Origin of the sequence: Streptomyces sp. NPDC059169, assembly GCF_042755225.1 — a bacterium.
Taxonomy (GTDB): Bacteria; Actinomycetota; Actinomycetes; order Streptomycetales; family Streptomycetaceae; genus Streptomyces.
Window position 1 is genome coordinate 14,437 of the sequence record NZ_JBHZCF010000015.1, and the last position, 24,563, is coordinate 38,999.

Annotated in this window: 19 protein-coding genes; 7 read left to right on the forward strand and 12 right to left on the reverse strand. The window is 67.4% G+C overall.

Annotated elements, in window-relative coordinates; translation table 11 throughout:
- Positions 1-108: 108 nt before the first annotated feature.
- From ACFXOM_RS25320 to ACFXOM_RS25330, 3 genes are all read right to left on the reverse strand, one after another.
- Positions 109-924 (reverse strand): ABC transporter ATP-binding protein, encoded by an 816-nt coding sequence (locus ACFXOM_RS25320; RefSeq protein WP_384942730.1) that lies wholly within the window; start codon positions 922-924, stop codon positions 109-111.
- On the reverse strand, positions 921-1,940 hold the full coding sequence (locus tag ACFXOM_RS25325) for a FecCD family ABC transporter permease (RefSeq protein ID WP_384949222.1): 1,020 nt from the start codon (positions 1,938-1,940) through the stop codon (positions 921-923). The genes ACFXOM_RS25320 and ACFXOM_RS25325 overlap by 4 nt, the downstream gene beginning before the upstream one ends.
- A 62-nt stretch (positions 1,941-2,002) precedes the next feature.
- Positions 2,003-3,076, reverse strand: coding sequence for an ABC transporter substrate-binding protein (locus ACFXOM_RS25330; RefSeq protein ID WP_384942726.1), 1,074 nt, complete (start codon positions 3,074-3,076; stop codon positions 2,003-2,005).
- 249 nt (positions 3,077-3,325) lie between these two features.
- Between ACFXOM_RS25330 and ACFXOM_RS25335 the strand changes: the two genes are divergently transcribed.
- Positions 3,326-3,691: an MmcQ/YjbR family DNA-binding protein gene (locus ACFXOM_RS25335; RefSeq protein WP_384942724.1), complete on the forward strand. Its 366-nt coding sequence runs from the start codon at positions 3,326-3,328 to the stop codon at positions 3,689-3,691.
- Between the two features lie 69 nt (positions 3,692-3,760).
- On the opposite strand, the gene ACFXOM_RS25340 is transcribed toward ACFXOM_RS25335, so the two are convergent.
- On the reverse strand, positions 3,761-4,153 hold the full coding sequence (locus tag ACFXOM_RS25340) for a nuclear transport factor 2 family protein (RefSeq protein ID WP_384942722.1): 393 nt from the start codon (positions 4,151-4,153) through the stop codon (positions 3,761-3,763).
- 97 nt (positions 4,154-4,250) lie between these two features.
- Between ACFXOM_RS25340 and ACFXOM_RS25345 the strand changes: the two genes are divergently transcribed.
- The 5 genes from ACFXOM_RS25345 (at position 4,251) to ACFXOM_RS25365 (ending at position 7,919) form a co-directional block, all read left to right on the forward strand.
- Positions 4,251-4,694: a MarR family winged helix-turn-helix transcriptional regulator gene (locus ACFXOM_RS25345; protein WP_384942720.1), complete on the forward strand. Its 444-nt coding sequence runs from the start codon at positions 4,251-4,253 to the stop codon at positions 4,692-4,694.
- Positions 4,695-4,924: 230 nt separating this feature from the next.
- Entirely contained in the window at positions 4,925-5,680 is a 756-nt protein-coding gene (locus tag ACFXOM_RS25350) for a GntR family transcriptional regulator (RefSeq protein ID WP_384942718.1), read from the forward strand.
- 131 nt (positions 5,681-5,811) lie between these two features.
- Positions 5,812-6,936 carry a TIGR03364 family FAD-dependent oxidoreductase gene (locus tag ACFXOM_RS25355; protein ID WP_384942716.1) on the forward strand — a complete coding sequence of 375 codons (1,125 nt, stop codon included), beginning with the start codon at positions 5,812-5,814 and terminating at the stop codon, positions 6,934-6,936.
- A 5-nt stretch (positions 6,937-6,941) separates the two neighbouring features.
- Positions 6,942-7,643: an HAD family hydrolase gene (locus ACFXOM_RS25360; protein WP_384942714.1), complete on the forward strand. Its 702-nt coding sequence runs from the start codon at positions 6,942-6,944 to the stop codon at positions 7,641-7,643.
- Between the two features lie 138 nt (positions 7,644-7,781).
- Complete coding sequence (locus ACFXOM_RS25365; RefSeq protein WP_384942713.1) at positions 7,782-7,919, forward strand: hypothetical protein; 138 nt, start codon at positions 7,782-7,784, stop codon at positions 7,917-7,919.
- A 204-nt stretch (positions 7,920-8,123) separates the two neighbouring features.
- Here the strand turns inward: ACFXOM_RS25365 and ACFXOM_RS25370 are convergent, their stop codons facing one another.
- From ACFXOM_RS25370 to ACFXOM_RS25400, 7 genes are all read right to left on the reverse strand, one after another.
- Positions 8,124-8,501 carry a VOC family protein gene (locus ACFXOM_RS25370; RefSeq protein WP_384942711.1) on the reverse strand — a complete coding sequence of 126 codons (378 nt, stop codon included), beginning with the start codon at positions 8,499-8,501 and terminating at the stop codon, positions 8,124-8,126.
- A 269-nt stretch (positions 8,502-8,770) separates the two neighbouring features.
- Positions 8,771-8,956, reverse strand: a complete 186-nt coding sequence (locus tag ACFXOM_RS25375) for a hypothetical protein (protein WP_384942748.1) — start codon at positions 8,954-8,956, stop codon at positions 8,771-8,773.
- 1,125 nt (positions 8,957-10,081) lie between these two features.
- A complete protein-coding gene (locus ACFXOM_RS25380; protein ID WP_384942709.1) occupies positions 10,082-11,797 on the reverse strand; it encodes a hypothetical protein in 1,716 nt (571 codons plus the stop codon).
- Positions 11,798-12,317: 520 nt separating this feature from the next.
- Complete coding sequence (locus tag ACFXOM_RS25385) at positions 12,318-14,009, reverse strand: right-handed parallel beta-helix repeat-containing protein (protein ID WP_385039428.1); 1,692 nt, start codon at positions 14,007-14,009, stop codon at positions 12,318-12,320.
- 528 nt (positions 14,010-14,537) lie between these two features.
- Entirely contained in the window at positions 14,538-16,271 is a 1,734-nt protein-coding gene (locus ACFXOM_RS25390; RefSeq protein ID WP_385039432.1) for a hypothetical protein, read from the reverse strand.
- Between the two features lie 666 nt (positions 16,272-16,937).
- A complete protein-coding gene (locus ACFXOM_RS25395) occupies positions 16,938-18,542 on the reverse strand; it encodes a hypothetical protein (protein ID WP_385039435.1) in 1,605 nt (534 codons plus the stop codon).
- A 530-nt stretch (positions 18,543-19,072) separates the two neighbouring features.
- Positions 19,073-20,824: a right-handed parallel beta-helix repeat-containing protein gene (locus ACFXOM_RS25400; RefSeq protein WP_385039438.1), complete on the reverse strand. Its 1,752-nt coding sequence runs from the start codon at positions 20,822-20,824 to the stop codon at positions 19,073-19,075.
- A gap of 517 nt (positions 20,825-21,341) precedes the next feature.
- On the opposite strand from ACFXOM_RS25400, the gene ACFXOM_RS25405 reads away from it, so the two are divergent.
- Positions 21,342-22,543 (forward strand): IS3 family transposase gene (locus ACFXOM_RS25405; RefSeq protein WP_385039441.1). Its coding sequence is split into 2 segments (ribosomal slippage): positions 21,342-21,633 and positions 21,633-22,543, totalling 1,203 coding nucleotides; the frame shifts between segments, so codons are not numbered across the junction.
- Between the two features lie 257 nt (positions 22,544-22,800).
- Here ACFXOM_RS25405 and ACFXOM_RS25410 read toward each other — a convergent pair.
- Positions 22,801-24,552: a hypothetical protein gene (locus tag ACFXOM_RS25410; protein WP_385039444.1), complete on the reverse strand. Its 1,752-nt coding sequence runs from the start codon at positions 24,550-24,552 to the stop codon at positions 22,801-22,803.
- Positions 24,553-24,563: the final 11 nt, after the last annotated feature.

Below are 24,563 nucleotides of genomic sequence, written 5' to 3' on the forward strand. Positions count from 1 at the left end.
GGCCCGCACGGTCGGCCCGGGTCACCCGGCAGCGGCCGACCCGGTGCCGGTCCCCCTGCGCCCGCGGAGGAGGGCGGAAGCACCCCGCCCCGCCCTCCTCCGCACGGGTCAACCGGTGGCGTGCGGCTGAGGAACCGTGGTGTCCTGTTGCTCCGCCGGTGCCCGGTGGTCGAAGGCGATCAGCGGATCCCCGGTGAGGGGATGCTCGGCCACGGCCGCCCGTACGCCGAACACGTCCGCCAGCAGCTCAGGAGTGATCACCTCGCGCGGCGGCCCGGAGGCGACCACCGTCCCCGCGTGCAGGACGTGCAACCGGTCGCACACCGAGGCCGCCGCGTTGAGGTCGTGCAGGGACACCAGGGTCGTTCGGCGCCGGGTTCGCAGCAGCGCCAACAGCTCGATCTGGTGGAGGATGTCGAGGTGGTTCGTCGGCTCGTCGAGCACCAGGACGTCCGGGTCCTGCGCGAAGGCGCGTGCGAGCAGCACCCGTTGGCGCTCGCCGCCCGACAGGGCGGTGAAGCGGCGTCCGGCTGCCGCGCCCATCCCGACATCGTCCAGTGCGCCGCCCACGATGTCGCGATCGGCGTCGTCGTCCCCGGCGAACGCACGCTTGTACGGGGTGCGACCCATCGCCACGACCTCGCGTACCGTCAACTCGAAGTCGGTGCCACGCTCCTGTGGGAGGGCCGCCACGTGACGTGCCGAGCGGGCGGCGGTCAGTTCGCGCATGTCCCTGCCGGCCAGCAACACCCGTCCCGCCGCGGGGCGAAGGTGCCGATAGACAGTCCGCAGGAGCGTGGACTTGCCGCTGCCGTTCGGGCCGACGAGGCCGGTGATCTCCCCCTCCGCGGCGATCAGGTGCGCCCCGGAGACAACCGTACGGCCGGCGTAGGCGACGTGCAGGTCTTCGATGTCGATCCTCAACTGCCGCTCCCCAGCCGTCGGTCCAGTAGATAGAGCAGGGCCGGCGCCCCGAGGAGGGAGGTGACCACGCCCACGGGAAGCTCCTGTGTCTGCATCGCGGTCCGGCACACGATGTCCACCACCACCATCAGCAACGCGCCGAAGAGGGCGCAGACGGGCAGCAGCCGGCGGTGGTCGCCACCGACCACCAACCTGCAGGCGTGCGGCACCATGAGCGCGACGAACGCGATCGCCCCGGAGACGGCGACCAGCACTCCCGTCAGCACGCTGGTCACGGTGAACAGTTCCCTGCGCAGCCGCGTGACGTCGACGCCGAGTCCGGCTGCGGTCTCGTCCCCCATCAGTAGGGCGTTGAGACCGCGGCCGCGGGCCTGGAGCCACAGCAGGGCCGCGGGCACCGCGGCGGCGGGCACGGCCAGCATCGGCCAACTCGCGCCGCTCAGGCTGCCCATGAGCCAGAACAGGACGCTGTGCGTCTGCTGTTCGTCGCCGGTCTGCAGCACCAGGTAGCTGGTGAACCCGGACAGGAACTGCCCGATCGCGACGCCGGCTAGGACCAGGCGCAGCGGTGCGAACCCCCCGCCGCGCCGGGCGACCGTCCACACCAGGGCGAATGTTGCCAGGGCGCCGAGGAAGGCCGCACCGGAGAGCCCCAGGCCCAGCGCTCCGCCCGCTCCGATGCCCAGCACGATGGCGGCGACGGCTCCGAGCGAAGCCCCGTTGGAGATGCCCAACAGGTAGGGATCGGCGAGCGGGTTGCGCACCAGGGCCTGGACGGCCGTTCCCACCAGACCGAGTCCGGCGCCGACAAGTGCGGCGAGCAGGGCGCGGGGCACCCGCAGTTGCCACACGATCAGGTCGTCCGTTCCGGGCCTCGGCGCCCCGCCGGCCACGCGTCTGGCCACGACGCCCCACACCTCGGCGGGCGGGATGGACGTCGAGCCCCAGGAGACCGCCGCGGTCAGGGCCGCCAACAACGCCACTGCGAGGATGGCCGCGAGCACCCCGGCGGGCATGTTCCGCTCCTTGTCGGGGGAGCCCGATGGCGCGCGGGACGGGGAAAGGGAGTCCAGCACCGTCACTTGACCTTGTCCGGGTGGATGGTCCTGGCGATCTCCGCGACCGCGGCGGCGTTGTCCACGCCCGCGATGGTGGTCCGCTCCGAGCCGATGCGCAGGAAGTGCCCCTCCTGCACGGCCTTCAGCCCCTTGGTGGCCGGGTTGCTCTCCAACCACTTCCGTGCCTCGTCGAACGCCTTCTCGTTGGCCGCGTCGTCGCCCCGGTTGCGCACACCGAGCTGGATCCAGTCCGGGTTCTTCGCCACCACCTCCTCCCAGCTCACCTGCTTGAAGTCGCCCTCGCAGTCCGCGAAGACGTTGCGGGCACCGGCCAAGGTGATCACGGCGTTGGCGACCTGCCGGTTGCAGACGGCCATGGGTTGCTTCGTCCCCGCGTCGTAGTCGAAGAGGAAGTACGTCGGGCGTGCGTTCTCCCCGATCCCGGCGATCCCCTTCCGGACGGCATCCACCTGCTGCTTCATACCGGCGACGAGCTCCATCGCCTTCGCTCGCGTGCCGGTCACGGCGCCGAGTGAGGTGATGTCCTCCTCGACGGCGGACAGATCCGTTACGGGTCCCTTGCCCATCGGGGCGCACGCGGTGGACTTCAGATAGACGTGCTTGATCCCGGCGGCCTTGAACTCCTCCGGGGACGGCGCGTCGCCCATCCCGCCGCCCATGCCACCCATGCCCCCCATGGAGGCGAAGGTGTCGATGTACAGGTCGGCACCCGAACCGAGGAGCTTCTCCTTGGGGATGACCGTCTGGCCGAGCACCTCGACCTTCTGTGCCTCGGCATCCAGCCCTTCGGGCAGCGTGCCCTTGCCGGGTGGGAAGCCCGTGCCCACGACCCTGTCCCCCGCGCCCAGGCGGAGCAGGAGCTCCAGGCTCGAAGCGTTGCTGGTGACGATCTTCTCGGGGGCCGCGGAGAAGGTGGTCTTGGCACCCGCACAGTCGGTGACGGCCACCGGGTAGCCACTACCCGCGGCGGCCTTCTCCCCACTGTTGTCCTGTGTGCCCTTCCCTCCGCCGCAGCCCGCCGTGAGGAAGCCGAGCACCGCGGCCGCCGCAGCGCACCACACACGAGAACGCATAGAAACTCTCCAGGATCCGTTCGGTTCGCGGGGGAACTCCGTCACCCCGGTCCACTAGTCGGCGTACGCGCGCCGCGAGTTCCCCGGCGGGGGCGGGTTCCTTTCCGAACGGCAGGGGGGAAGCGCACGGGCGAGGGGTCGAAGGGTGCCCGGCTGTTCTTTCGGGACGCCGGGGCGCACGCGGGTCCTTCCGCACCGACCGCTCCGGATCGGTGCGGCCTGTCGGTGGCAGTGGCTACCGTGGTCGCCATGATCGACGCCGAGGACATCCGCCGCATCGCCCTGTCGTTCCCCGAAACGGTGGAGAAGGAGGCCTGGGACATTCCCACCTTCCGCGTGGCCGGGAAGATGTACATCACGATCCCCGACGACCAGACGTCGTTCGCGGTGCGCTGCCCGAAGCACGAGCGCGCCGAGCTGATCGCCGCCGAGCCGGAGAAGTTCTGGGTACCGTCGCACGAGGCAGGTTCGGCCTGGGTCCGGGTGCGGCTCGCCGCGTTGGAGGACCTGGAGGAGCTGCGCGACATCCTCGTCGACTCCTGGAGACAGGCGGCGCCGGACCGGCTGGCCGAGCAGCACCCCGAACTGCGCCCGGGCACGGACGTCGCCGGGTGAGGACCTCCGGCACCCTGACCGAACGTGCGGCACCAGCAACGGGCGCGGCGTGCCGCGCTCCCCGGCCCGTCAACGTGCACGGCCCAAGCCCCGGTCCGCGTCGGACCCTTCGAGCATGAGGGTGACCTCCTCCAGACGTCGGAAGCGGCCGTCGGTCGCCAACTCGGCGAACACGTACACCTCCATGCGCACGGTGGATCCGTCCTTCTTCGTGACGCGGACGGTGTGGCGGTCGGCATAGCGGAGCCCGTCGTACAACTCGTCGTGCACCTCGACGGTGCCTTCCGCGATGACCGTGCGGAGGTGGGCGATGTGCTCGAGGAAACCGTCGCGGTCGTCCCACTCGCCGTTCGTCCGCTGACGGTAGTCGGGGGCGAAGTGCCGGTCGGCCGCCTCGTGGAGGTCGAGTGCGGGATTGAAGACGAGGTCCTTCAGGGCGGTGGCGATGTCCGTGCGGTTCATGGTGCGGTCCTTTCCACTCTCGCAAAATGCGTGCGCTTCGCACGCTTCTTCCGAACTGTAGCGCATATGCGTGCGCGGCGCACGCTAGTCTGGGGAGATGACGAACGACGTGGGAAACGAGATCGCCGACGCCCTGGCCGTGCTCCTCAAGCGCAGCACCCGCCTGAAGCTGTACCGCGCGCTGACGACCGGTCTCGGCGAAGCGGTGGACGAGCTGACCTATCCGGTCCTCAGCGGACTGGCCAGGAGCGGGCCCTGCAGTGCCGCCGGCCTCGCCCTCGACGTGGGACTCGACCGCTCCGGTGTCACTCGCCGCGCCTCACGGCTGGAGGAGGCCGGGCTGGTTCGGCGCGAGCCGGACCCCTTGGATCGGCGCGCGACGCTGCTCGCCCTCACGGACGACGGCCGACGGACGGTGGGAATCCTGCGCAAACGCCTCTCCGCCCACATCGAGACCAGTCTCGCCAGCTGGCCGGCCGACGAAGCAGCGACCTTCGCGCGCCACCTCCAGCGCTTCGTGGCCGAGGGGCCGTTCGCCTAGAGCGTCGCCCCGCATGCCGGACGGCCGCCGACCCGGTACGCCGTCGGCCGACGCACCGGCACACCGCAACGCAGTCGTGTCGACACCGAACGGTTCTCCGGGGAAGTACGTCCCCGATCCGCGCTCCGCAGGCCGCCGGGGAACCCGGGGCGAGTGGACCCGGCTCGTCACCGAGGCCCTGGACCGGTTCCACGACCCGAGCCGATCACCACGTCTGCGACGATCCCCATGTGGACTACCCGAACGACCAAGCACCCGGTGCACCCGTCCGCTCCGGCATTCCCGAGCACGGGCGCATCCCGAAGTACTACGCGGTCAAGGCACGGATCGCCGCACTGATGGAGGAGCTGGGCCACGGCAGCGCCATCCCCACCGAGCGCGACCTGGCCGAGCGGTACGACGTCGCCCGCGAGACCGTGCGCCAGGCCGTACGGGAACTCGTACTGGAGGGACGGCTCAGAAGGCAGGGTCGGGGCACCGTCGTCGCGGAGCCCAAGCTCGAGCAGCCGCTGTCCCTCGCCAGCTACACCGAGGGCGTACGGCGGCAGGGACGAGCCCCCGGCCGTACGCTCGTCTCCCTCGACCGCTTCCCCTGCCCCGCCGCCCTCGCCGCCGAGACCGGCCTCACCGTCGGCGAACCGGTCTGGCACCTGGAGCGCGTACTGCTCGCCGACGACGAGCGGGTCGGCCTGGAGAGCACCTACGTCGCCGTGGCCCGGGTGCCGCGACTGGACACCGCGTTCGCCCCGGACTCTTCCTTCTACGCCTACCTGCAGGCTCAGGGCATCAGCTTCGGCGACGCCGACGAGCGCATCGAAACCGTGCTCGCCACCCCTCGCGAGGCGCTGCTCATCGGGACCCCGCCGGCGCTTCCGATGCTGCTCGTCCACCGGGTGTCGAGGGACATCGAGGGGCGTCCGCTGGAGCGGGTTCGGAGCCTCTACCGAGGAGACCGGTATGCGTTCACCGTGCATCTGCGTGGCTGAGGTCCGCCGCCTCCCATGAACAGCGGACATCACGAAACGATAACAGGTCCAGCCCAAACGTGATGGTCCGTTCACACTCTCGTTGTCATCCGACCCCCTCCGGTTACCGAGCACCGAGGAGCGTGTGGAGCGTGAGAGTGACCATCGTCGGAGCAGGCGTCATCGGAACCATGCACGCCTGGCACGCAGTGGAACGCGGCCACGAGGTCGTGCAGATCGAGCGCGAGACCGAGGCTCGCGGTGCCTCGCTGCGCAACTTCGGGCAGATCTGGGTCAGCGGGCGGGCAGGCGGTGAGGAGCTCGACACCGCCCTGCGGGCAAGGGAGTTGTGGGAGGAGATCGGTGGCCGGGTGCCCGCGCTGGGCTTCCGTGCCAACGGCTCCCTCACCCCGGTCCGCGGTGAACTCGAACTCGCCGTCGCCGAGGCGGCGATAGCACGCGAGGACGCCTCCGCCCGGGGCCGCAGGCTGCTCACCGCCACCGAGGCACGAGCCCTCAACCCCGCGCTCCGCGGCACCTTCGACGCAGCCCTCTACTGCGAGCGTGACGCCGCCGTCGAACCGCGCACCGCCCAGTTCGCCCTCCGCACCGAACTCCTCAAGTCGCCGCACTACACCTTTCTGCCGGGCCGCGAGGTCCGCGAGGTGATCGGCGGGGGCACCGTCCGCGACGACCACGGAGACGTGCACCGCGGCGACGCCGTCGTGCTGTGCACGGGCGCCTGGCTCGGCGGGCTGGTGCGGGAGCTCGCCGGCGGCGAGCTGCCCGTGCGCCGGGTGCGGCTGCAGATGATGCAGACCGACCCGCTCGGCGAACCGCTCACCACCTCGGTCGCCGACGCGGACAGCTTCCGCTACTACCCCGCGTACGCCTCGGGGGCGCTGGACGAGCTCGCCGCCCGGCAGCCACAGCCGGAGACCGCGGCCGCGCACCGCATGCAACTGCTCATGGTGCAGCGCGCCGACGGCGGCCTGACGATCGGTGACACCCACGAGTACGAGCACCCCTTCGCCTTCGACACCGTCGAGGAGCCCTACGAGCACCTCTCCCGGGTCGTGGAGTCCCTGCTCGGACGCCCGCTGCCGAGAATCCGGCGCCGATGGGCCGGGGTGTACGCACAGTGCACCGAGCCCGGCCGGGTGGTGCACCGACAACAGGTCCGCGAGGGGGTGTGGCTGGTCACCGGGCCCGGTGGGCGCGGCATGACCTGCGCCCCCGCGATAGCCGAGACGACCGCGAACGAACTGGGCTGGTGAACGAGTTGACCACACGAAACACCGACATCCGGCTCGTCGTCCTGGATATGGCCGGCACCACCGTCGCCGACGGCGGGCTGGTCGAACGGGCCTTCGAGGTCGCGGCAGGGGAGATGGGCGTGGTGCCCGGCTCGGCCGACCACGCGGAGAAGCTCGCCTACGTCCGGTCCACGATGGGCGAGTCCAAGATCTCCGTCTTCCGGCACCTGTTCGGCGCCGAGGCACTCGCCCGGCGAGCCAACACCGCCTTCGAGACCGCGTACGGCGAACTCGTCGACGGCGGCCGGATCACCTCGGTCCCCGGCGCGCGCGGGGCGATCGAAGAGCTCGGCGCCGACGGCCGCACCGTCGTCCTGACCACCGGCTTCGCCCGCACCACCCAGGAAGCGATCCTCGACGCGCTCGGCTGGCGGGACCTCGTTCCGCTGACCCTGTGCCCTGCGGACGCCGGCGGCCGTGGACGGCCCTACCCGGACATGGTCCTCGAGGCCTTCCTCCGAACCAGGGCGGCCGACGACGTACGCCAGGTCGCGGTCGTCGGCGACACCTCCTACGACGTGCTGAGCGGCCGACGGGCCGGTGCGCGGGTGGTGGCCGGCGTCCGCACCGGCGCGCACGGGGACCCGGAATTCCGGGAGGCAGGCGCAACGCACGTCCTCGACTCGGTCGCCGCACTGCCCGCCCTGTTGTTCCACGAGGGACGCTGAGACGGGGATCCGCTTCGCCGCCGTCACGGTCGCCCACGACTCCGACGTCGTCCTCGACTCCCTCCCTCGACCTCATCGTCGAGCCGGGAGAGGTGATGGCGCTGCTGTGGCCGTCAGGATCCGGCAAAACCACCGCGCATGCCCGACGTGTCGATCCTGTACGTCACGCACGACCAGCTGATGGGCGGCGTGCACGTCTTCGAACCGGACTGGAACGACATCAACGAGAACCTCGCTTCCTCCATCGAGGATGGGAAGTCGGCCACCGGGAGCTAACCGCTGCCGCAGCCTTCCGTGACGTACAACGCCCCCGGCTCACCGAGGGCGTGTTGCCGTACCCCTCCGCGCGACCACCCACCCTTGGGGCGGGCCTTCCCGTGCCGCACGGCCCGGCGTGCACCCCGTCCCCGCGGTCACCGTCCCCCGTACGTCCCACACCGCTCACGGTGATCAGCGGCACGACCCGTGCAGCGCCTCCTGTCAGTCCCGCACGAGGCAGAAGGGGTGACCTGCCGGATCTGCAAAGACGCGCCAACTCCGCTTTCCGTCACCCGCATCGAGGAGCACGCCGCCCCGTTCGAGGACTTCTACCTGGGCTTGGTCCAGGTCCTCGACCCCCAGGTCGAGGTGGAATTGCTGGGGCCGGGCGGGATCCGGCCACCGCGGCGGCCGATGGTCTTCCACCCGCTGGAAGGCCAGCACGAACCCACTGTCGGCGTGGAGCGTCGCCCAGCCGTCGCCGAGCGACCACCGCGGATCCGGCCGGTTCACCACGCCGCCGAGAAGCGACTGGTAGAACAGGGACAGCTCGACGACATCGGCGCAGTCCAACACGACACACTGCAGCTTGGCAATCATGCAGGTCAGCGTAGAACATCACAGCGCACCGGACTCGAGCGTGCCCGGTCACGATCGCCGACGGGAGTACCAGAGGCGTCTGTCGTGTCGGGCCGCGCGACGCCTTCGCGCAGGAGGACCGGGGGACGCGTTCCGCACGCGGAGAACGCGGGCGAGCGGTTCGTGCTGGCCAGACGGACATCGGGGGCTTCCACGATCTCGCGCCCCGTCGCTGCGGCTGGTCCGGTCGCTTTGCGGGGATGTGGACGCAGCTACAGGCTGGTGGACGGTCACCCGTTCATGATGGCCTGGAAAGCCACCATACACGGCACGCAGTGCCGGTCCGTGTGCAGCTTTGCCGTATCGGCAGAGGAATTCCTCGCCTGCCCACACAGGGCGACGGGTGCGCCTGGATCCACGACGTGCCACACCAGGTGCCCGTCCGCCTCGGCCTTCCCCATCCACATCTCGTACATGGTGGCCAGCTTCCGGGATCGACGACGACGACGATGTCCATCGGACCACTTCGTCACCACGGCGGCCTGTTCAGTCCGCCATAGGAGTGACGGGAGGGACAGAACCGGGCCTCGCGCGCGAGATCGGGAAGGTCGCCGCCAGGTCGTCATCCGGTCCACGAACCCTCCCGTACGCGGCAACACCCTGACCTCACGACGCCCTCGGCAGCGAGCGGGCACAGACAGCACGGCCTCCCTTCCGCCTGACGCGTCGCTGCTGATCCGGTCGATCCGCCGAGGGCCTCCGCGCGGCAGTGCTGCGCGCTGCGGGCAGCCGAGCCGTTCGCAGACGCAGCAGCCCGGGGCAGATCGAAGTGGCGACGGACGCACTGTCGAGGTCCAGCCCGTCGGCGTACACGAGCCGACGGGCAAGGGCTGGGCGGCTCGAGGCACTCGCGCTCGTCGCTCCACGTGCCGACACCGACGTACTCGCCGCGCTGGCTCCCGATGTCATCCTCACCCAGGACCTTGCGCCGTCCGTACACGGCGGTGGGCGGTGTCCCGGCTCAGCGCGTCCTGAAGGCGGGGCACGGGTGCTCATTCCGGAACCGCGGCCCCTGGGATGACGTGCTGGGCTGCCTGCTGCGCATGGGCTGGTTGCTGGGTGGGGAACGGCACGCGAGCGAGCCGCACGCGGAGCTCGCGGCTCGGCTGACGGCAGTTCGCGCACGCGCGAAGGGGCTGGCTCGTCCGCAGGTGGTGGCCATAGGAGCCAGAGGTCCACGACGGCGGGCGTCCTGCGGTGCGGCAGGGAAACTGCGAACCATCGTCCAGAACGTCGAGCCAGACCCATCGGACGGTGGGCGGTGCGGGTGCCCTCCGATGGTTGCCGGGGCGTGCCGCTCGGGCCGGCAGGACCCGCGGCCCTCGCTGGCCACCGTCCCGGCAGCCAGCGGCCGTCCGAGCGAACGCGTCGGGTGACGAACTCCGGACCCGGGCCGGCTCGGAGCTCCACGGCCCGCGCGAAGGGTAGCGCGCCCCGCCCCCGGCGGTGTGCCAGGGGCGGGGCTGTGCGGGTTCGCCGTGTGTTGCGGTGTGGTGTGGATGGTCGACGGGCTCGCCCGGCGCTTCTCTTCGGTGTGGGTGTCAGCCGAAGCAGTTCGGGACGGCGTTGGTGCTTCCCTGGCAGTTGGTGGGGACGTTGTCGATGATCTTGATCTTGCCGTAGGTGGTGATGGTGCCGTCGTTGTCGATGCCGCCCGGCTCCTCGTCGGAGGTGTTGTCGGTGACCTTGACGTCGGTCAGCCTCATCTCGGAATTGCCGCCGTTGTAGATGCCGCCGCCACTGTAGCCGTTGCCGGGGGCCTGGTTGCCGCTGATCACCGTGCGGCGGATGGCGGCGACGCCACCCTGGGCGTAGTTGGTGTAGATGCCGCCGCCGTCGTCAGCGAGGGATGTGTTGCCGTAGATCTTGCTGTCCTCGATGACCGTCTCGTCGTCGTCGAGGTAGAGGCCACCGGTGTAGTAGCCGGTGTTGTAGGCGACCGTACTCTTGCGGACGTGCAGTGAACCGTCGTCCTGGTAGATGGCGCCGCCGTACTCGGCGCTGTTGTTGTACTTGAAGGCGCTCTTCTCGATGTCCGTGAGACCTTGGTACTGGTAGACGGCGCCGCCGTAGTCCTCGGCGTAGTTGTAGCTGAAGAGGCTCTTGCGGACGGTGGTGGTGCCGTACTCGTTCGTGATGCCGCCGCCGTAGTAGTAGGCCTTGTTGTTGGTGAACTTGGAGGTTTCGACCTCCAGCTTGCCGTAGTAGTTGTAGATGGCGCCGCCGTAGTAGCCGGAGTTGCCGCTGAGGGTGCTGTTGCGGACGTTGGTGATGCCTTCGTTGTAGATGGCGCCGGCGTCGTCGCTGCCCGTGTTGTCGACGGTGTTGTTGTGGAGGGTGACGCAGTCGAGGTCGAGGCGTCCGGCGGGGGTGACGTTGATGGCTCCCCCGTCCTCGTTGGCGGCGGCTTTGCCGCGGGTGAGGGTGAGGTGACGGAGCTTGAGGTCACCGCCGGCCCCAACTTGGAAGATGCGGAACTGGTCGGCATTGGCCGCGCGGGCGATGGTGGCACCATTGCCCTCGATGGTGATGGGCTGGATGATCTCAGGGAGACCGTTACCGTCCTGGTTTGCGGTGAGGGTGTAGGTGCACTTCTCCGCCAGGGTCAGTGTTCCCCCGCCATCACTGTTGGCCTGGGTGATCGCCGAGATCAGATCGTTGGGGTCACAGTCGACCAACCTCGCCCTACCGTGAGCTCCGCCCGAGTCGTCATGACCATCCCGCCCCTCCCAGCCCTCGCCCCCGCGGCCGGATCCTTCACGGTGACCACCCTGCCCGTCACCACCACCCCCACGACCGCTCTCACGACCGCTGCCACCGTCACCATCGCGGGTGCTTTTCCCGGGACCGTTCTGCTCGTCGTGATCGCTGGAGTTGTCGGAGCGCTTCTGCGCATCCGCAGCACCTCCGTCCGACTTGCCACCCTCGCGTTTACCGGCGTCCGCGGCGCCCCCTCCGTTCCCCGCCTCGTGGCCGTCGGAGTAGTCGTCACTGTCGTCGCTGCCGTTCCCGTCGGGGTTTCCGGCACGTTCGGACCAGTAGTCCCCGTCCTCATCCTCAGAATCCTCGGCGCTTCCACCACGAGTGGTGGCCTTCTTGACGACTGCGGGTTGGGCCCCGCCCTTGCCCTGGTCCGCCACCGCGGACGCATTCGCCTGTGCCTTCCCATCGTCGGTGACGGCAACCAACGTCGTCGTAGCAGTGATGGTCGCAAAACCCGCGGCCGCCAGCACCGCCACCTTCCAGTGCCGACTCAACGTTCCCGACCGCGTGCGATCGGAGGCACCTGAACCCCGGGATCCAAACATCCGACACGCTCTCCTTCTCTGTGATGAACCGTCACATCACCCCAACTAAGGGGGGAAAACAGACATATCGAACCATACGGAAAGCAGACAAACAGATCGCCTCGCACACATCGACGTGTCGATCCCACCCGAACACCCCCAACCACCGACACCCAACCCACAAACCCCGCACAAGCACCCGCGACATGCCCACCACAACGCCGATAGACAGTCGCAGCCGACACACCCGCAGCCCGACGGGCACACTCGGACCGGATGAGGCCTACCCGACAAGCCGCAAGACGAGCACCGGAACAGAACCCAGGCACACGCCCACGCGAGGGCGAACAACGCACACCACGCAGACCCGCCGGGACCGCCGGGCACAAGAACCCGCCCCCGGCGGAACGCCGGGGGCGGATCTCAGGCATCACCGTCGACGCCTCTGACTGATTCGCGTGCTCGTCGAGTGCGCCTTCGGTAGGGGGTGTCAGCCGAAGCAGTTCGGGACGGAGTTGGTGCTTCCCTGGCAGTTGGTGGGGACGTTGTCGATGATCTTGATCTTTCCGTAGGTGGTGACGGTGCCGTCGTTCTGCACACCGCCCGCCTCCTCGTCCGAGGTGTTGTCGGTGATCTTCACGTCGGTGAGGGTGACCTCGGCGTCGGAGTCGATTTCGATGCCGCCGCCACTGTAGCCGTTGCCGGGGGCCTGGTTGCCGCTGATCACCGTGCGGCGGATATGGGCCTCGGCGTCGTCGTTGTTGATGCCGCCGCCGTCGTCGCTGAGGGAGGTGTTGCCGTAGATCTTGCTGTCCTCGATGACCGCCTCATCGCCATCCAGGTAGAAGGCGCCGCCGTAGTAGCCGGTGTTGTAGGCGAAGGTACTCTTGCGGACCTGGACAGATTCGTTCTCGTGGTAGACGGCGCCGCCGTACCCGGCGCTGTAGTTGTACTTGAAGGCGCTCTTCTCGATGTCCGTGAGACCGTCGTACTGATAGACGGCGCCGCCGTAGTCATCGCCGTAGTTGTAGCTGAACAGGCTCTTGCGGACGGTGCTGGTGCCGTACTCGTTCATGATGCCGCCGCCACCGTAGTAGGCCTTGTTGTTGGTGAACTTGGAGGTTTCGACCTCCAACTTGCCGTAGTAGTTGTAGATCGCACCGCCGTAGTAGCCGGAGTTACCACTGAGGGTGCTGTTGCGGACGGTGGTGATCCCTTCGTTGTAGATAGCACCGGCACTGTCGCTATCCGTGTTGTTGACGGTGTTGTTGTGGAGGGTGACGCAGTCCAGGTCCAGGCGTCCGGCGGGGGTGACATGGATGGCACCCCCGTCCTCGTTGACGACGGCTTTGCCGCGGGTGAGGGTGAGGTGGCGAAGCTTGAGGTCACCGCCGACCCCGACCTCGAACAAGCGGAACTGGTCGGCATTGGCCGCACGGGCGATGGTGGCACCGTTGCCGTCGATGGTGATGGGCTGGATGATCTCGGGAAGACCGTTGCCGTCCTGGTTCGCGGTGAGGGTGTAGGTGCACTTCTCCGCGAGGGTGAGTGTTCCTCCGCCGTCACTGTTGGCCTGGGTGATCGCCGAGATCAGGTCGTTGGGGTCACAGTCGACCAACCTCGCCCTACCATGGCCGTCGCCCGAGTTGTCATGACCGTCCCGCCCCTCCCAGCCCTCGCCCCCGCGGCCGGATCCTTCGCGATGGCCACCCTGCCCGTCACCACCACGACCGCTCCCACGGCCACTGTCACCGCCACCATCACGGGCGCCTTTCCCAGGGCCGTTCTGCTCGTCGTGACCGCTGGAGTTGCCGGAGCGCTTCTGCGCATCCGCAGCACCTCCGTCCGACTTGCCACCGTCACGCTTGCCGGAGTCCGCAGCGCCCCCTCCGTTCCCCGCCTCGTGGCCGTCGGAGTAGTCGTCACTGTCGTCGCTGTCGGGGTTTCCGGCACGTTCAGACCAGTAGTCCCCGTCCTCATCCTCCGAATCCTCGGGGCCTCCACCACGAGTGGTGGCCGTCTTGGCGACTGCGGGTTGGGCCCCATCCTTGCCCTGGTCCGCCACCGCAGAGGCATTCGCCTGCGCCTTCCCATCATCAGTGACGGCAACCAACGTCGTCGTAGCAGTGATGGTCGCAAAACCCGCGGCCGCCAGCACCGCCACCTTCCAGTGCCGACTCAACGTTCCCGACCGCGCGCGATCGGAGGCACCTGCACCCCGAGATCCAAACATCCGACACGCTCTCCTTCTCTGTGATGAACCGTCACATCACCCCAACCAAGGGGAGAAAACAGACATATCGAACCATACGGAAAGCAGACAAACAGATCACCTCGCACACATCGGAGTGTCGACCCCACCCGAACGCACCCAACCACCGACACCCAACACACAAACCCGCACAGGCACCCGCGACATGGCCACCACAACGCCGGTAGACAGTCGCAGCCGACACACCCGCAGCCCGACGGCACACTCGGGCTGGATGAGGCCGCACTGAACAAGCCACAAGACGAGCACCGGAACAGAACCCAGGCACACGCCCACGCGAGGGCGAACAACGCACACCACGCAGACCCGCCGGGACCGCCGGGCACAAGAACCCGCCCCCGGCGGAACGCCGGGGGCGGATCTCAGACATCACTTTCGACTACCGTGGCCGATTTCCCGCGCCCGCCCAGTGAGCCTTCGGTGAAACGGCCTACGGGCTCAGCCGAAGCAGTTCGGGACGGAGTTGGTGCTTCCCTCGCAGTTGGTGGGGACGTTGTCGATGATCTTGATCTTTCCGTAGGTGGTGACGGTGCCGTCGTTCTGCACACCGCCCGCCTCCTCGTCCGAGGTGTTGTCGGTGATCTTCACGTCGGTGAGGGTGACTTCGTCGCTGAAGTCGACGTAGAGCCCGCCACCGGCGTAGCCGTTGCCGGGGGCCTGGTTGCCGCTGATCACCGTGCGGCGGATGTGGGTGTCGGCGTCGTCGTTGTTGATGCCGCCGCCGTCGTCGCCGAGGGAGGTGTTGCCGTAGATCTTGCTGTCCTCGATGACCACCTCATCGTCGTCGAGGTACAAGGCTCCACCGTAGTAGCCGGTGTTGTAGGCGAAGGTGCTCTTGCGGACGTGGAGAGCATCGTTCTCCTGGTAGATCGCGCCGCCGTACTCGGCACTGTTGTTGTACTTGAAGGCGCTCTTCTCGATGTCCGTGAGACCTTGGTACTGGTAGACGGCGCCGCCGTAGTCATCGCCGTAGTTGTAGCTGAACAGGCTCTTACGGACGGTGGTGGTGCCGTACTCGTTCATGATGCCGCCGCCACCGTAGTAGGCCTTGTTGTTGGTGAACTTGGAGGTTTCGACCTCCAACTTGCCGTAGTAGTTGTAGATCGCACCGCCGTTGTTGCCGGAGTTGCCACTGAGGGTGCTGTTGCGGACCGTGGTGACGCCTTGGTTGTAGATGGCGCCGGCGTGGTCGGTGTTCGTGTTGTTGACGGTGTTGTTGTGGAGGGTGACGCAGTCCAGGTCCAGGCGCCCGGCGGGGGTGACATGGATGGCACCGCCGTCGTCGCCCGAGGCGGCTTTGCCGCGGGTGAGGGTGAGGTGACGGAGCTTGAGGTCGCCGCCGACCCCGACCTCGAAGAAGCGGAACTGGTCGGCGTTGGCCGCACGGGCGATGGTGGCACCGTTGCCGTCGATGGTGATGGGCTGGATGATCTCGGGAAGACCGTTGCCGTCCTGGTTCGCGGTGAGGGTGTAGGTGCACTTCTCCGCGAGGGTGAGTGTTCCTCCGCCGTCACTGTTGGCCTGGGTGATCGCCGAGATCAGGTCGTTGGGGTCACAGTCAACCAACCTCGCCCTACCGTGGCCGTCGCCCGAGTTGTCATGACCGTCCCGCCCCTCCCAGCCCTCGCCCCCGCGGCCGGATCCTTCACGGTGACCACCCTGCCCGTCACCACCACCCCCACGACCGCCCTCACGACCGCTGTCACCGCCACCATCACGGGCGCCTTTCCCGGGACCGTTCTGCTCGTCGTGACCGCTGGAGTTGCCGGAGCGCTTCTGCGCATCCGCAGCACCTCCGTCCGACTTGCCACCATGGCCATCGGAGTGACCCTCGTCCGACTTGCCACCGTCACGCTTGCCGGAGTCCGCAGCGCCCCCTCCGTTCCCCGCCTCGTGGCCGTCGGAGTAGTCGTCACTGTCGTCGCTGTCGGGGTTTCCGGCACGTTCGGACCAGTAGTCCCCGTCCTCATCCTCCGAATCCTCGGGGCCTCCACCACGAGTGGTGGCCTTCTTGACGACTGCAGGTTGGGCCCCATCCTTGCCCTGGTCCGCCACCGCAGAGGCATTCGCCTGCGCCTTCCCATCATCAGTGACGGCAACCAACGTCGTCGTAGCAGTGATGGTCGCAAAACCCGCGGCCGCCAGCACCGCCACCTTCCAGTGCCGACTCAACGTTCCCGACCGCGTGCGATCGGAGGCACCTGCACCCCGAGATCCAAACATCCGACACGCTCTCCTTCTCTGTGATGAACCGTCACATCACCCCAACCAAGGGGAAGAAAACAGATATATCGAACCATACGGAAAGCAGACAAATAGATCATCTCGCACATGTCGGAGTGTCGACCCCCCGAACACCCCCAACCACCGACACCCAACACACAAACCCGCACAAGCACTCACGACTGCAACCGCCCTTGCTGACCGTTTGACGGTCGGGCCGTTGCATCCCCGCAGCCAGCTCAACAGGACACGATGCCGACCCACAGTGCGCAGCGCCGGTACGAAAAGACTGCCGCCCCACCCCGCCGACACGCCCCACCCCGACACCACCTTCGGAGTAGCCCCAGAGCCCGCTCAGATACCCACCGCAACACCGGTAGACGATCGCAGCCCGATGGGTGCACTCGGGCTGGATGAGACCGCACCGGACAAGCCGCAAGACGAACAGGCACGCACCCGCGCGGGGGCGAGCAACGCACGCCACACGTACGCCCGCCGGGGCGGTCGAGCACACGAACCCGCCCCTGGCGGAATGCCGGGGGCGGATCTCACGCAGCATCGTCGACTTCTCTGACTGATTCGCGGGCTCGTCCGGTACGCCTTCGGTAGGGGGTGTCAGCCGAAGCAGTTCGGGACGGCGTTGGTACTCCCCTCACAGTTGGTCGGAACATTGTCGATGATCTTGACCCTGCCGTAGACGTTGACGGTGCCGTTGTTGTCGACGCCACCGGGCTCCTCATCGGAGGTGTTGTCGGTAACCTTGACGTCGGTCAGCCTCATCTCGGAAGCGCTGCCGTTGTAGATGCCACCACCCACGCTGCCGTCGCTCGGGGCTTGGTTACCGCTGATCACGGTGCGTCGGATGGCGGCGACGCCACCGGGGCCGTAGTTGGTGTAGATGCCGCCCCCGTGGTCAATGAGGGAGGTGTTGCCGTAGATCTTGCTGTCCTCGATGACCGTCTCGTCGTCGTCGAGGTAGAGGCCACCGGTGTAGTAGCCGGTGTTGTAGGCGAAGGTGCTCTTGCGGACGTGGAGAGCATCGTTCTCCTGGTAGATCGCACCGCCGTACTCGGCACTGTTGTTGTACTTGAAGGCGCTCTTCTCGATGTCCGTGAGACCTTGGTACTGGTAAACGGCGCCGCCGTAGTCATCGCCGTAGTTGTAGCTGAACAGGCTCTTACGGACGGTGGTGGTGCCGTACTCGTTCATGATGCCGCCGCCACCGTAGTAGGCCTTGTTGTTGGTGAACTTGGAGGTTTCGACCTCCAACTTGCCGTAGTAGTTGTAGATCGCACCGCCGTAGTAGCCGGAGTTACCACTGAGGGTGCTGTTGCGGACCGTGGTGATCCCTTCGTTGTAGATAGCACCGGCGTCGTCGCTGCCCGTGTCGTCGACGGTGTTGTTGTGGAGGGTGACGCAGTCCAGGTCCAGGCGCCCGGCCGCGTTGACGTTGATGGCACCGCCGTCCTGGTTGACGGCGGCTTTACCGCGACTGAGGGTGAGGTGACGGAGCTTGAGGTCACCGCCGACCCCGACCTCGAACAAGCGGAACTGGTCGGCATTGGCCGCACGCGCGATGGTCGCACCATTACCGTCGATGGTGATGGGCTGGATGACCTCGGGAAGACCGTTACCGTCCTGGTTCGCAGTGAGGGTGTAGGTGCACTTCTCCGCCAGGGTCAGCATCCCCCCGCCGTCACTGTTGGCCTGGGTGATCGCCGAGATCAGGTCGTTGGAATCACAGTCGACCAACCTCGCCCTACCATGGGCATCGCCCGAGTCCTCATGACCGTCCCGCCCGTCACCACCACCCCCACGACCGCTCTCGCGGCCATCGTCACGGTTGCCTTTCCCGGGGCCGTTCTTCTCGCCGTGATCGCTGGAGTTGCCGGAGCGCTTCTGCGCATCCACAGCACCTCCGTCCGACTTGCCACCATGGCCGTCGGAGTACTTGTCGGTGTCTTCGCTATCGTTCCCGTCGGGGTTTCCGGCACGTTCGGACCAGTAGTCCCCGTCCCCGTCCTCGTCCTCGGCGCTCCCACCACGAGTGGTGGCCGTCTTGGCGACGACAGGTTGAGCCCCGCCCTTGCCCTGGTCCGCCACCGCAGAGGCATTCGCCTGCGCCTTCCCATCGTCGGTGACGGCAACCGCCGTCGTCGTAGCAGTGATGGTCGCAAGACCCGCGGCCGCCAGCACCGCCACCTTCCAGTGCCGACTCAACGTTCCCGACCGCGCGCGATCGGAGGCACCTGCACCCCGGGATCCAAACATCCGACACGCTCTCCTTCTCAGTGATAGCCCGTCACCTCACCCCAACCAAAGGGGAGAAAACGGACATATAAAATCATCTGAAAAGCAGACAGCAGATCAACTCGCACACATCGAAGTGTCGACCTCACCCGAACGCACCCAACCACCGACACCCAACCCACAAACCCGCACAAACACCCGCGACGTGCCCACTGCGACGCCGGTAGACAGTCGCAGGCCCGGCATCCGCAGCCCGATCGGCACGCTCGGACCGGATCAGACCGCACCGGACAAGCCACGGCATGAGCACCAGGACACAACCCAGGCACGCACCCGCGCGAGGGTGAACAACACACGCCACACGCACGCACGCCCGGGCGGTCGGGCACGCAGACCCGCCCCCGGCGAAATGCCAGGGGCGGATCTCAGGCATCACTTTCGACTACGGTGGCCGATTGCCGCGCCCGCCCAGTGAGCCTTCGGTGAAACGGCCTACGGGCTCAGCCGAAGCAGTTCGGGACGTCGTTGGTGCTTCCCTCGCAGTTGGTGGGGACGTTGTCGATGATCTTGACCCTGCCGTAGACGTTGACGGTGCCGTTGTTGTCGACGCCGCCCGCCTCCTCGTCCGACGTATTGTCGGTGATCTTACTGTCGGTCAGGTGGAGGATTCCGCCCGAGCTCTGAACGTAGATGCCGCCGCCGCTGTGGCCTTCACCAGGAGCGCTGTTGCCGGCGACGACCGAACGCTGAACGGCCCATTCGTAGGAGCTGTTCAGGTAGATACCGCCTCCGTCGCCGTCGACAGCCGTATTGTTGTAGATCTTGCTGTCCGCGATCACCCCCCTGTTGTACAGATAGACGCCGCCGCCATCGCCCTCAGCGGTGTTGTAGGCGACGGTGCTTCTGCGGATGTACATCCCGAGGTCGTCGTTGTAGATGGCTCCGCCGTCAGAGCCACTGTGGTTGTAGAGGAAGGCACTCTTGTCCACGTCGACCGTTCCCTCCTCGCTGTAGAGGGCACCGCCGTAGTAGCCGTAGTTGTAGCTGAAGAGGCTCTTGCGGATGGTCGTGGTGCCGGATTCGTTGTTCACGGCGCCGGCGTAGCTGTTGGAGAGGTTGCCGGTGAACTTGGAGGTTTCGATCTCCAGCTTGCCGTAGTAGTTGTAGATGGCGCCGTAGTAACTGGAGTTCTTGCTGATGGTGCTGTTGCTGATCTTGACGATGCCTTCGTTGTAGATGGCACCGCCGTCGTCGTTGCCGATGTCGTTGACGGTGTTGTTGTGGAGGGTGACACAGTCCAGGTCCAGGCGCCCGGCGGCGTTGACGTTGATCGCGCCGCCTTCCTCGAAGGCGTCGGAGGACTTGCCGCGGGTGAGGGTGAGGTGACGGAGCTTGAGGTCGCCGCCGACCCCGACCTCGAAGAAGCGGAACTGGTCGGCATTGGCCGCGCGGGTGATGGTGGCACCGTTGCCGTCGATGGTGATGGGCTGGATGATCTCAGGGAGACCGTTGCCGTCCTGGTTGACGGTGAGGGTGTAGGTGCACTTCTCCGCCAGGGTCAGCGTCCCCCCGCCATCGTTATTGGCCTGGGTGATCGCCCAGATCAGATCATTGGGGTCACAGTCAACCAACCTTGCCTTGCCGTGGGCCTCGCCGGAGTCGTCGTGACCGCCCCGCCCCTGCCAACCCTCGCCCTCGCGGCCGGATCCTTCGCGGTGGCCGCCCTGCCCGTCACCACCACCCCCACGACCGCTCTCACGGCCACTGTCACCACCACCATCGCGGGCGCCCTTCCCAGGGCCGTTCTTCTCGCCGTGACCGCTGGAGTCACCGGAGCGCTTCTGCGCATCCGCGGCACCTCCGTCCGACTTGCCACCATGGTCATCGGAGTGGCCCTCGTCCGCCTTGCCGCCCTCGCGCTTACCGGAGCCCGCAGCAGCCCGTCCGGTCCCTGCCTCGTGGTTGCCGGAGTAGTCGTCGTTGTCTTCGCTGTCGTCGCGGTCGTTCCCGTCGGGGTTTCCGGCACGTTCGGACCAGTAGTCCCCGTCCCCGTCCTCGTCCTCGGGGCCTCCACCACGAGTAGTGGCCTTCTTGACGACTGCAGGTTGAGCCCCGCCCTTGCCCTGGTCCGCCACCGCAGAGGCATTCGCCTGCGCCTTCCCATCGTCGGTGACGGCAACCAACGTCGTCGTAGCAGTGATGGTCGCAAAACCCGCGGCCGCCAGCACCGCCACCTTCCAGTGCCGACTCAACGTTCCCGACCGCGCGCGATCGGAGGCACCTGCACCCCGAGATCCAAACATCCGACACGCTCTCCTTCTCAGTAATGAACCGTCACATCACCCCAACCAAGGGGAAGAAAACAGGCATATAGAACCATCCGGAAAGCAGACAAACGGATCGACTCGCACGCATCGGAGTGTCGACCTCACCCGAACGCACCCAACCACCGACACCCAACCCACAAACCCGCACAAACACCCGGCGCTGCAACGGCCCCTGCCGACCCTTTGACGTCGGGCACTTGCCTCACCCGCGCCAGCCCAACAGGACAAATGCCGACCCACAATGCGCAGCGCCGGTACGAAAAGACTGCCGCCCCACCCCGCCGACACACCCCACCCCGGCACCACCTTCGGAGTGGCCCCAGACTCCGCTCAGATACCCACCGCAACACCGGTAGACGATCGCAGCCCGAAAGATGGGCCTTGACCCTTGATCCTGGACACACGAGACACTGGATCCTGAGGATCTGAGAACGGACATCTCGTGGTCATGAAGAACTATCCGCCGCAGTTCAAGGCGGACGCGGTCGCGCTGTACCAGTCGCGGCCCGAGGCGACGATCCGGCAGGTCGCCGCCGATCTTGGAATCAACCCCGAGACCTTGCGGAACTGGGTGCGGGCAGCCGGAGCGAGCCGGCCCCGCGGGCGCCGGGCGGAGGTGCCGACCGAGCCGCCGACACCGTTGGAGGCGGAGAACGCCGCTCTGCGCAAGAAGGTCCGTGAGCTGGAGGAGGAACGCGAGATCCTGCGCAAGGCGGCGAAGTATTTCGCTGGGGAGACGCGCTGGTGAACCGCTTCCAGTTCGTTGCAGACCACCACCGCCGCTACGGCGTGAAGCGGCTGTGCACCATCCTGGGCATCGCCCGCTCCAGCTTCTACTACTGGCGTGGGACGGCCGCGGACCGGGCCGGCCGGCAGGCGGCCGACGCCCGTCTCGCCGCCCGGATACGGGCCGTGCACCGCGAGTCGGACGGCACCTACGGCGTCCTCAGGATCACCGCCGAACTCCGCGAGGCGGGCGAGCGAATCGACCACAAGCGGGTCGCGCGGGTGATGCGCAGCATCGGCCTGGCAGGCGTGCGGCTGCGTCGCAGACACCGCACCACCGTTGCGGACCCGGCCTCGGCGAAGGCCCCGGACCTCGTCGGCCGTGACTTCACAGCAAGCGAGCCGAACACGAAGTACGTCGGCGACATCACCTATCTCCCGCTGGACAGCGGGAAGTTTTTGTATCTGGCCACCGTCCTCGACCTCGCCTCACGGCGCCTGGCCGGCTGGGCGATCGCGGACCACATGCGCACCGATCTCGTCATCGACGCCCTGGCTGCCGCTGAACGGACCCGCGGCAGCCTCGCCGGAGCGGTCCTGCACACCGACCACGGGGCCCAGTACACCAGCCGGGCCTTCGCCGACGCCTGCCGCAAGGCCGGCGTCCGCCAGTCCATGAGCGCGATCGGCTCCAGCGCGGACAACGCGCTCGCGGAGTCCTTCAACGCGACGTTCAAACGCGAGACGCTTCAGGGCCGCAAGACCTGGCCCAGCGAACGCGAGGCCCGCCTCGACGCGTTCCGCTGGCTCAACCGCTACAACACCCGACGCCGCCACTCCCGCCTCGGACAACGCAGTCCCATCGCCTACGAGACAGCACTCGACACAACATCAACTACCCTGGCCCAAGCCGCATAGCCCGTGTCCAAGATTCCGGGGCAAGGCCCGATGCGCTCGCACCGGAGGAGGCCTCACCGCCCAAGCCGCGAGACAAGCACCGGAACAGAACCCAGGCACGCAACCGAGCGGGGCAGGTGACCAACGCCACGCGCACACCCACCGGGATGGCCCGACACACAGATCCGCCCCCGGCGAGACGCCGGGGGCGGATCTGAGACAACCTCGTCGAGGACCGTGACTGGAGGTGCCCGTCCGATATCTCTTCGTCGGAGCGATCAGCCAAAGCAGTTCGGAACGCTGTTGGAGCTTCCCTGACAGTTGGTCGGAACGTTGTCGATGATCTTGACCCTGCCGTGAGTGGTAACGGTGCCGTTGTTGTCGATACCGCCGGGCTCCTCGTCGGAGGTGTTGTCGGTGATTTTGCCGTTGGTCAGGTTGAGGGTGGATTGCTCGGTGATGTAGATGCCACCACCGGTGTTGCCGTCACCGGGAGCCTGGTTGCCACTGATCACCGTGCGACGGATGGCGGCCTCACCGGGGGCCACGATTTCGCCGTCGGTCTGGCCGATGATGACGCCGCCACCGTTGCCGTCGACGATGGTGTTGCCGTAGATCTTGCTGTCCTCGATCACCGCGGATCCGGTGATGCGCAGACCGCCGCCGTCGTCGTCGGCAGCGGTGTTGTAGGCGATGGTGCTCTTGCGTACGTGCAGGCCACCGGACCCGGTCGGGGTGAAGTCGATGCCGCCACCGCCGGAGTCGTCGTGGTTGTAGAGGATGGCGCTCTTGTCGATCTCGATCAGGCCCGCATCGTCGTCCTGGTCGACGGCACTGCCGTAGTTGTGGCTGAGCAGGCTCTTGCTGATGGTGGTAGTGCCGTTCGCGTTGCGGACCGCGCCGTCGGAATTGGCGGTGTTTCCGGTGAGCTTGGAGGTGGTGATTTCCAGCTTGCCGCCGTTGTTGCTGACGCCGCTTCCCCTGCTGGCGGAGTTGCTGCTGAGGGTGCTGTTGCGGATGGTGGTGATGCCTTCGTTGTAGATGGCTCCGCCCTCGTAGCCGTTCGTGTCGTCGACGGTGTTGTTGTGGAGCGTGACGCAGTCCAGGTCCAGGCGCCCGGCGGGGGTGACATGGATGGCACCGCCGTCGTCGTTGACGGCGGCTTTGCCGCGAGTGAGGGTGAGGTGACGGAGCTTGAGGTCACCGCCGACCCCGACCTCGAAGAAGCGGAACTGGTCGGCATTGGCCGCACGGGCGATGGTCGCACCATTACCGTCGATGGTAATGGGCTGAATGATCTCGGGAAGACCATTACCGTCCTGGTTCGCAGTGAGGGTGTAGGTGCACTTCTCCGCCAGGGTCAGCGTCCCCCCGCCGTCACTGTTGGCCTGGATGATCGCCCAGATCAGATCGTTGGGGTCACAGTCAACCAACCTCGCCTTGCCATGGCCGTCGCCCGAGTCGTCATGACCGCCCCACCCCTCCCAGTCCTCGCCCTCGCGGCCGGATCCTTCGCGGTGGCCACCCTGCCCGTCACCGCTGCCGTGGCCCTCGGGACCGTTCTGCCCGGCGGAGCTGCTCGGGCGGGCGGAGCGCTTCTGCGTGTCCGCCGCATCCGGGCCCTTCTTCTCGTGGCTGCCCGAGCCCGTGGCGCCGGAGCCCGTGTTTCCCGCATGGTCCCCGGAGCGACCGCGCTCCGAGCTGTCGCCGGACTGGCTTCCGCTGCTGCCGCTACCGTTCGCATCGGGGTTTCCGGCGCGTTCGGCCCAGTAGTCCCCGTCCTCGTCGGTCTCGGCGCTCCCGCCGCGGGTGGTGGTGGTCTTGGCGGGGGTGGGCCCGGTCTTGCCTTTGCCCTTGTCAGCCACCGCGGCGGGACTCTTCGCCTTTCCGTCGTCGGTGACGGCGACCAGCGTCGTCGTGCCAACGATCGTCGCGAAGCCCGCGGCCGCCAGCACGGCCATCTTCCAGTGCCGGCTCAGCGTCGCCGACCGTGTGCGATCAGAATCATCTGTGCCCCGAGTTCCAGACATCCGACACACCC

Coding starts and splice junctions, on each gene's coding strand:
- ACFXOM_RS25410 (WP_385039444.1), bottom strand. CDS start 24,552: ATGTCTGGAACTCGGGGCACAGATGATTCTGATCGCACACGGTCGGCG.
- ACFXOM_RS25365 (WP_384942713.1), top strand. CDS start 7,782: ATGCCCGACGTGTCGATCCTGTACGTCACGCACGACCAGCTGATGGGC.
- ACFXOM_RS25330 (WP_384942726.1), bottom strand. CDS start 3,076: ATGCGTTCTCGTGTGTGGTGCGCTGCGGCGGCCGCGGTGCTCGGCTTC.
- ACFXOM_RS25340 (WP_384942722.1), bottom strand. CDS start 4,153: ATGAACCGCACGGACATCGCCACCGCCCTGAAGGACCTCGTCTTCAAT.
- ACFXOM_RS25375 (WP_384942748.1), bottom strand. CDS start 8,956: ATGTACGAGATGTGGATGGGGAAGGCCGAGGCGGACGGGCACCTGGTG.
- ACFXOM_RS25345 (WP_384942720.1), top strand. CDS start 4,251: ATGACGAACGACGTGGGAAACGAGATCGCCGACGCCCTGGCCGTGCTC.
- ACFXOM_RS25325 (WP_384949222.1), bottom strand. CDS start 1,940: ATGCCCGCCGGGGTGCTCGCGGCCATCCTCGCAGTGGCGTTGTTGGCG.
- ACFXOM_RS25335 (WP_384942724.1), top strand. CDS start 3,326: ATGATCGACGCCGAGGACATCCGCCGCATCGCCCTGTCGTTCCCCGAA.
- ACFXOM_RS25370 (WP_384942711.1), bottom strand. CDS start 8,501: ATGATTGCCAAGCTGCAGTGTGTCGTGTTGGACTGCGCCGATGTCGTC.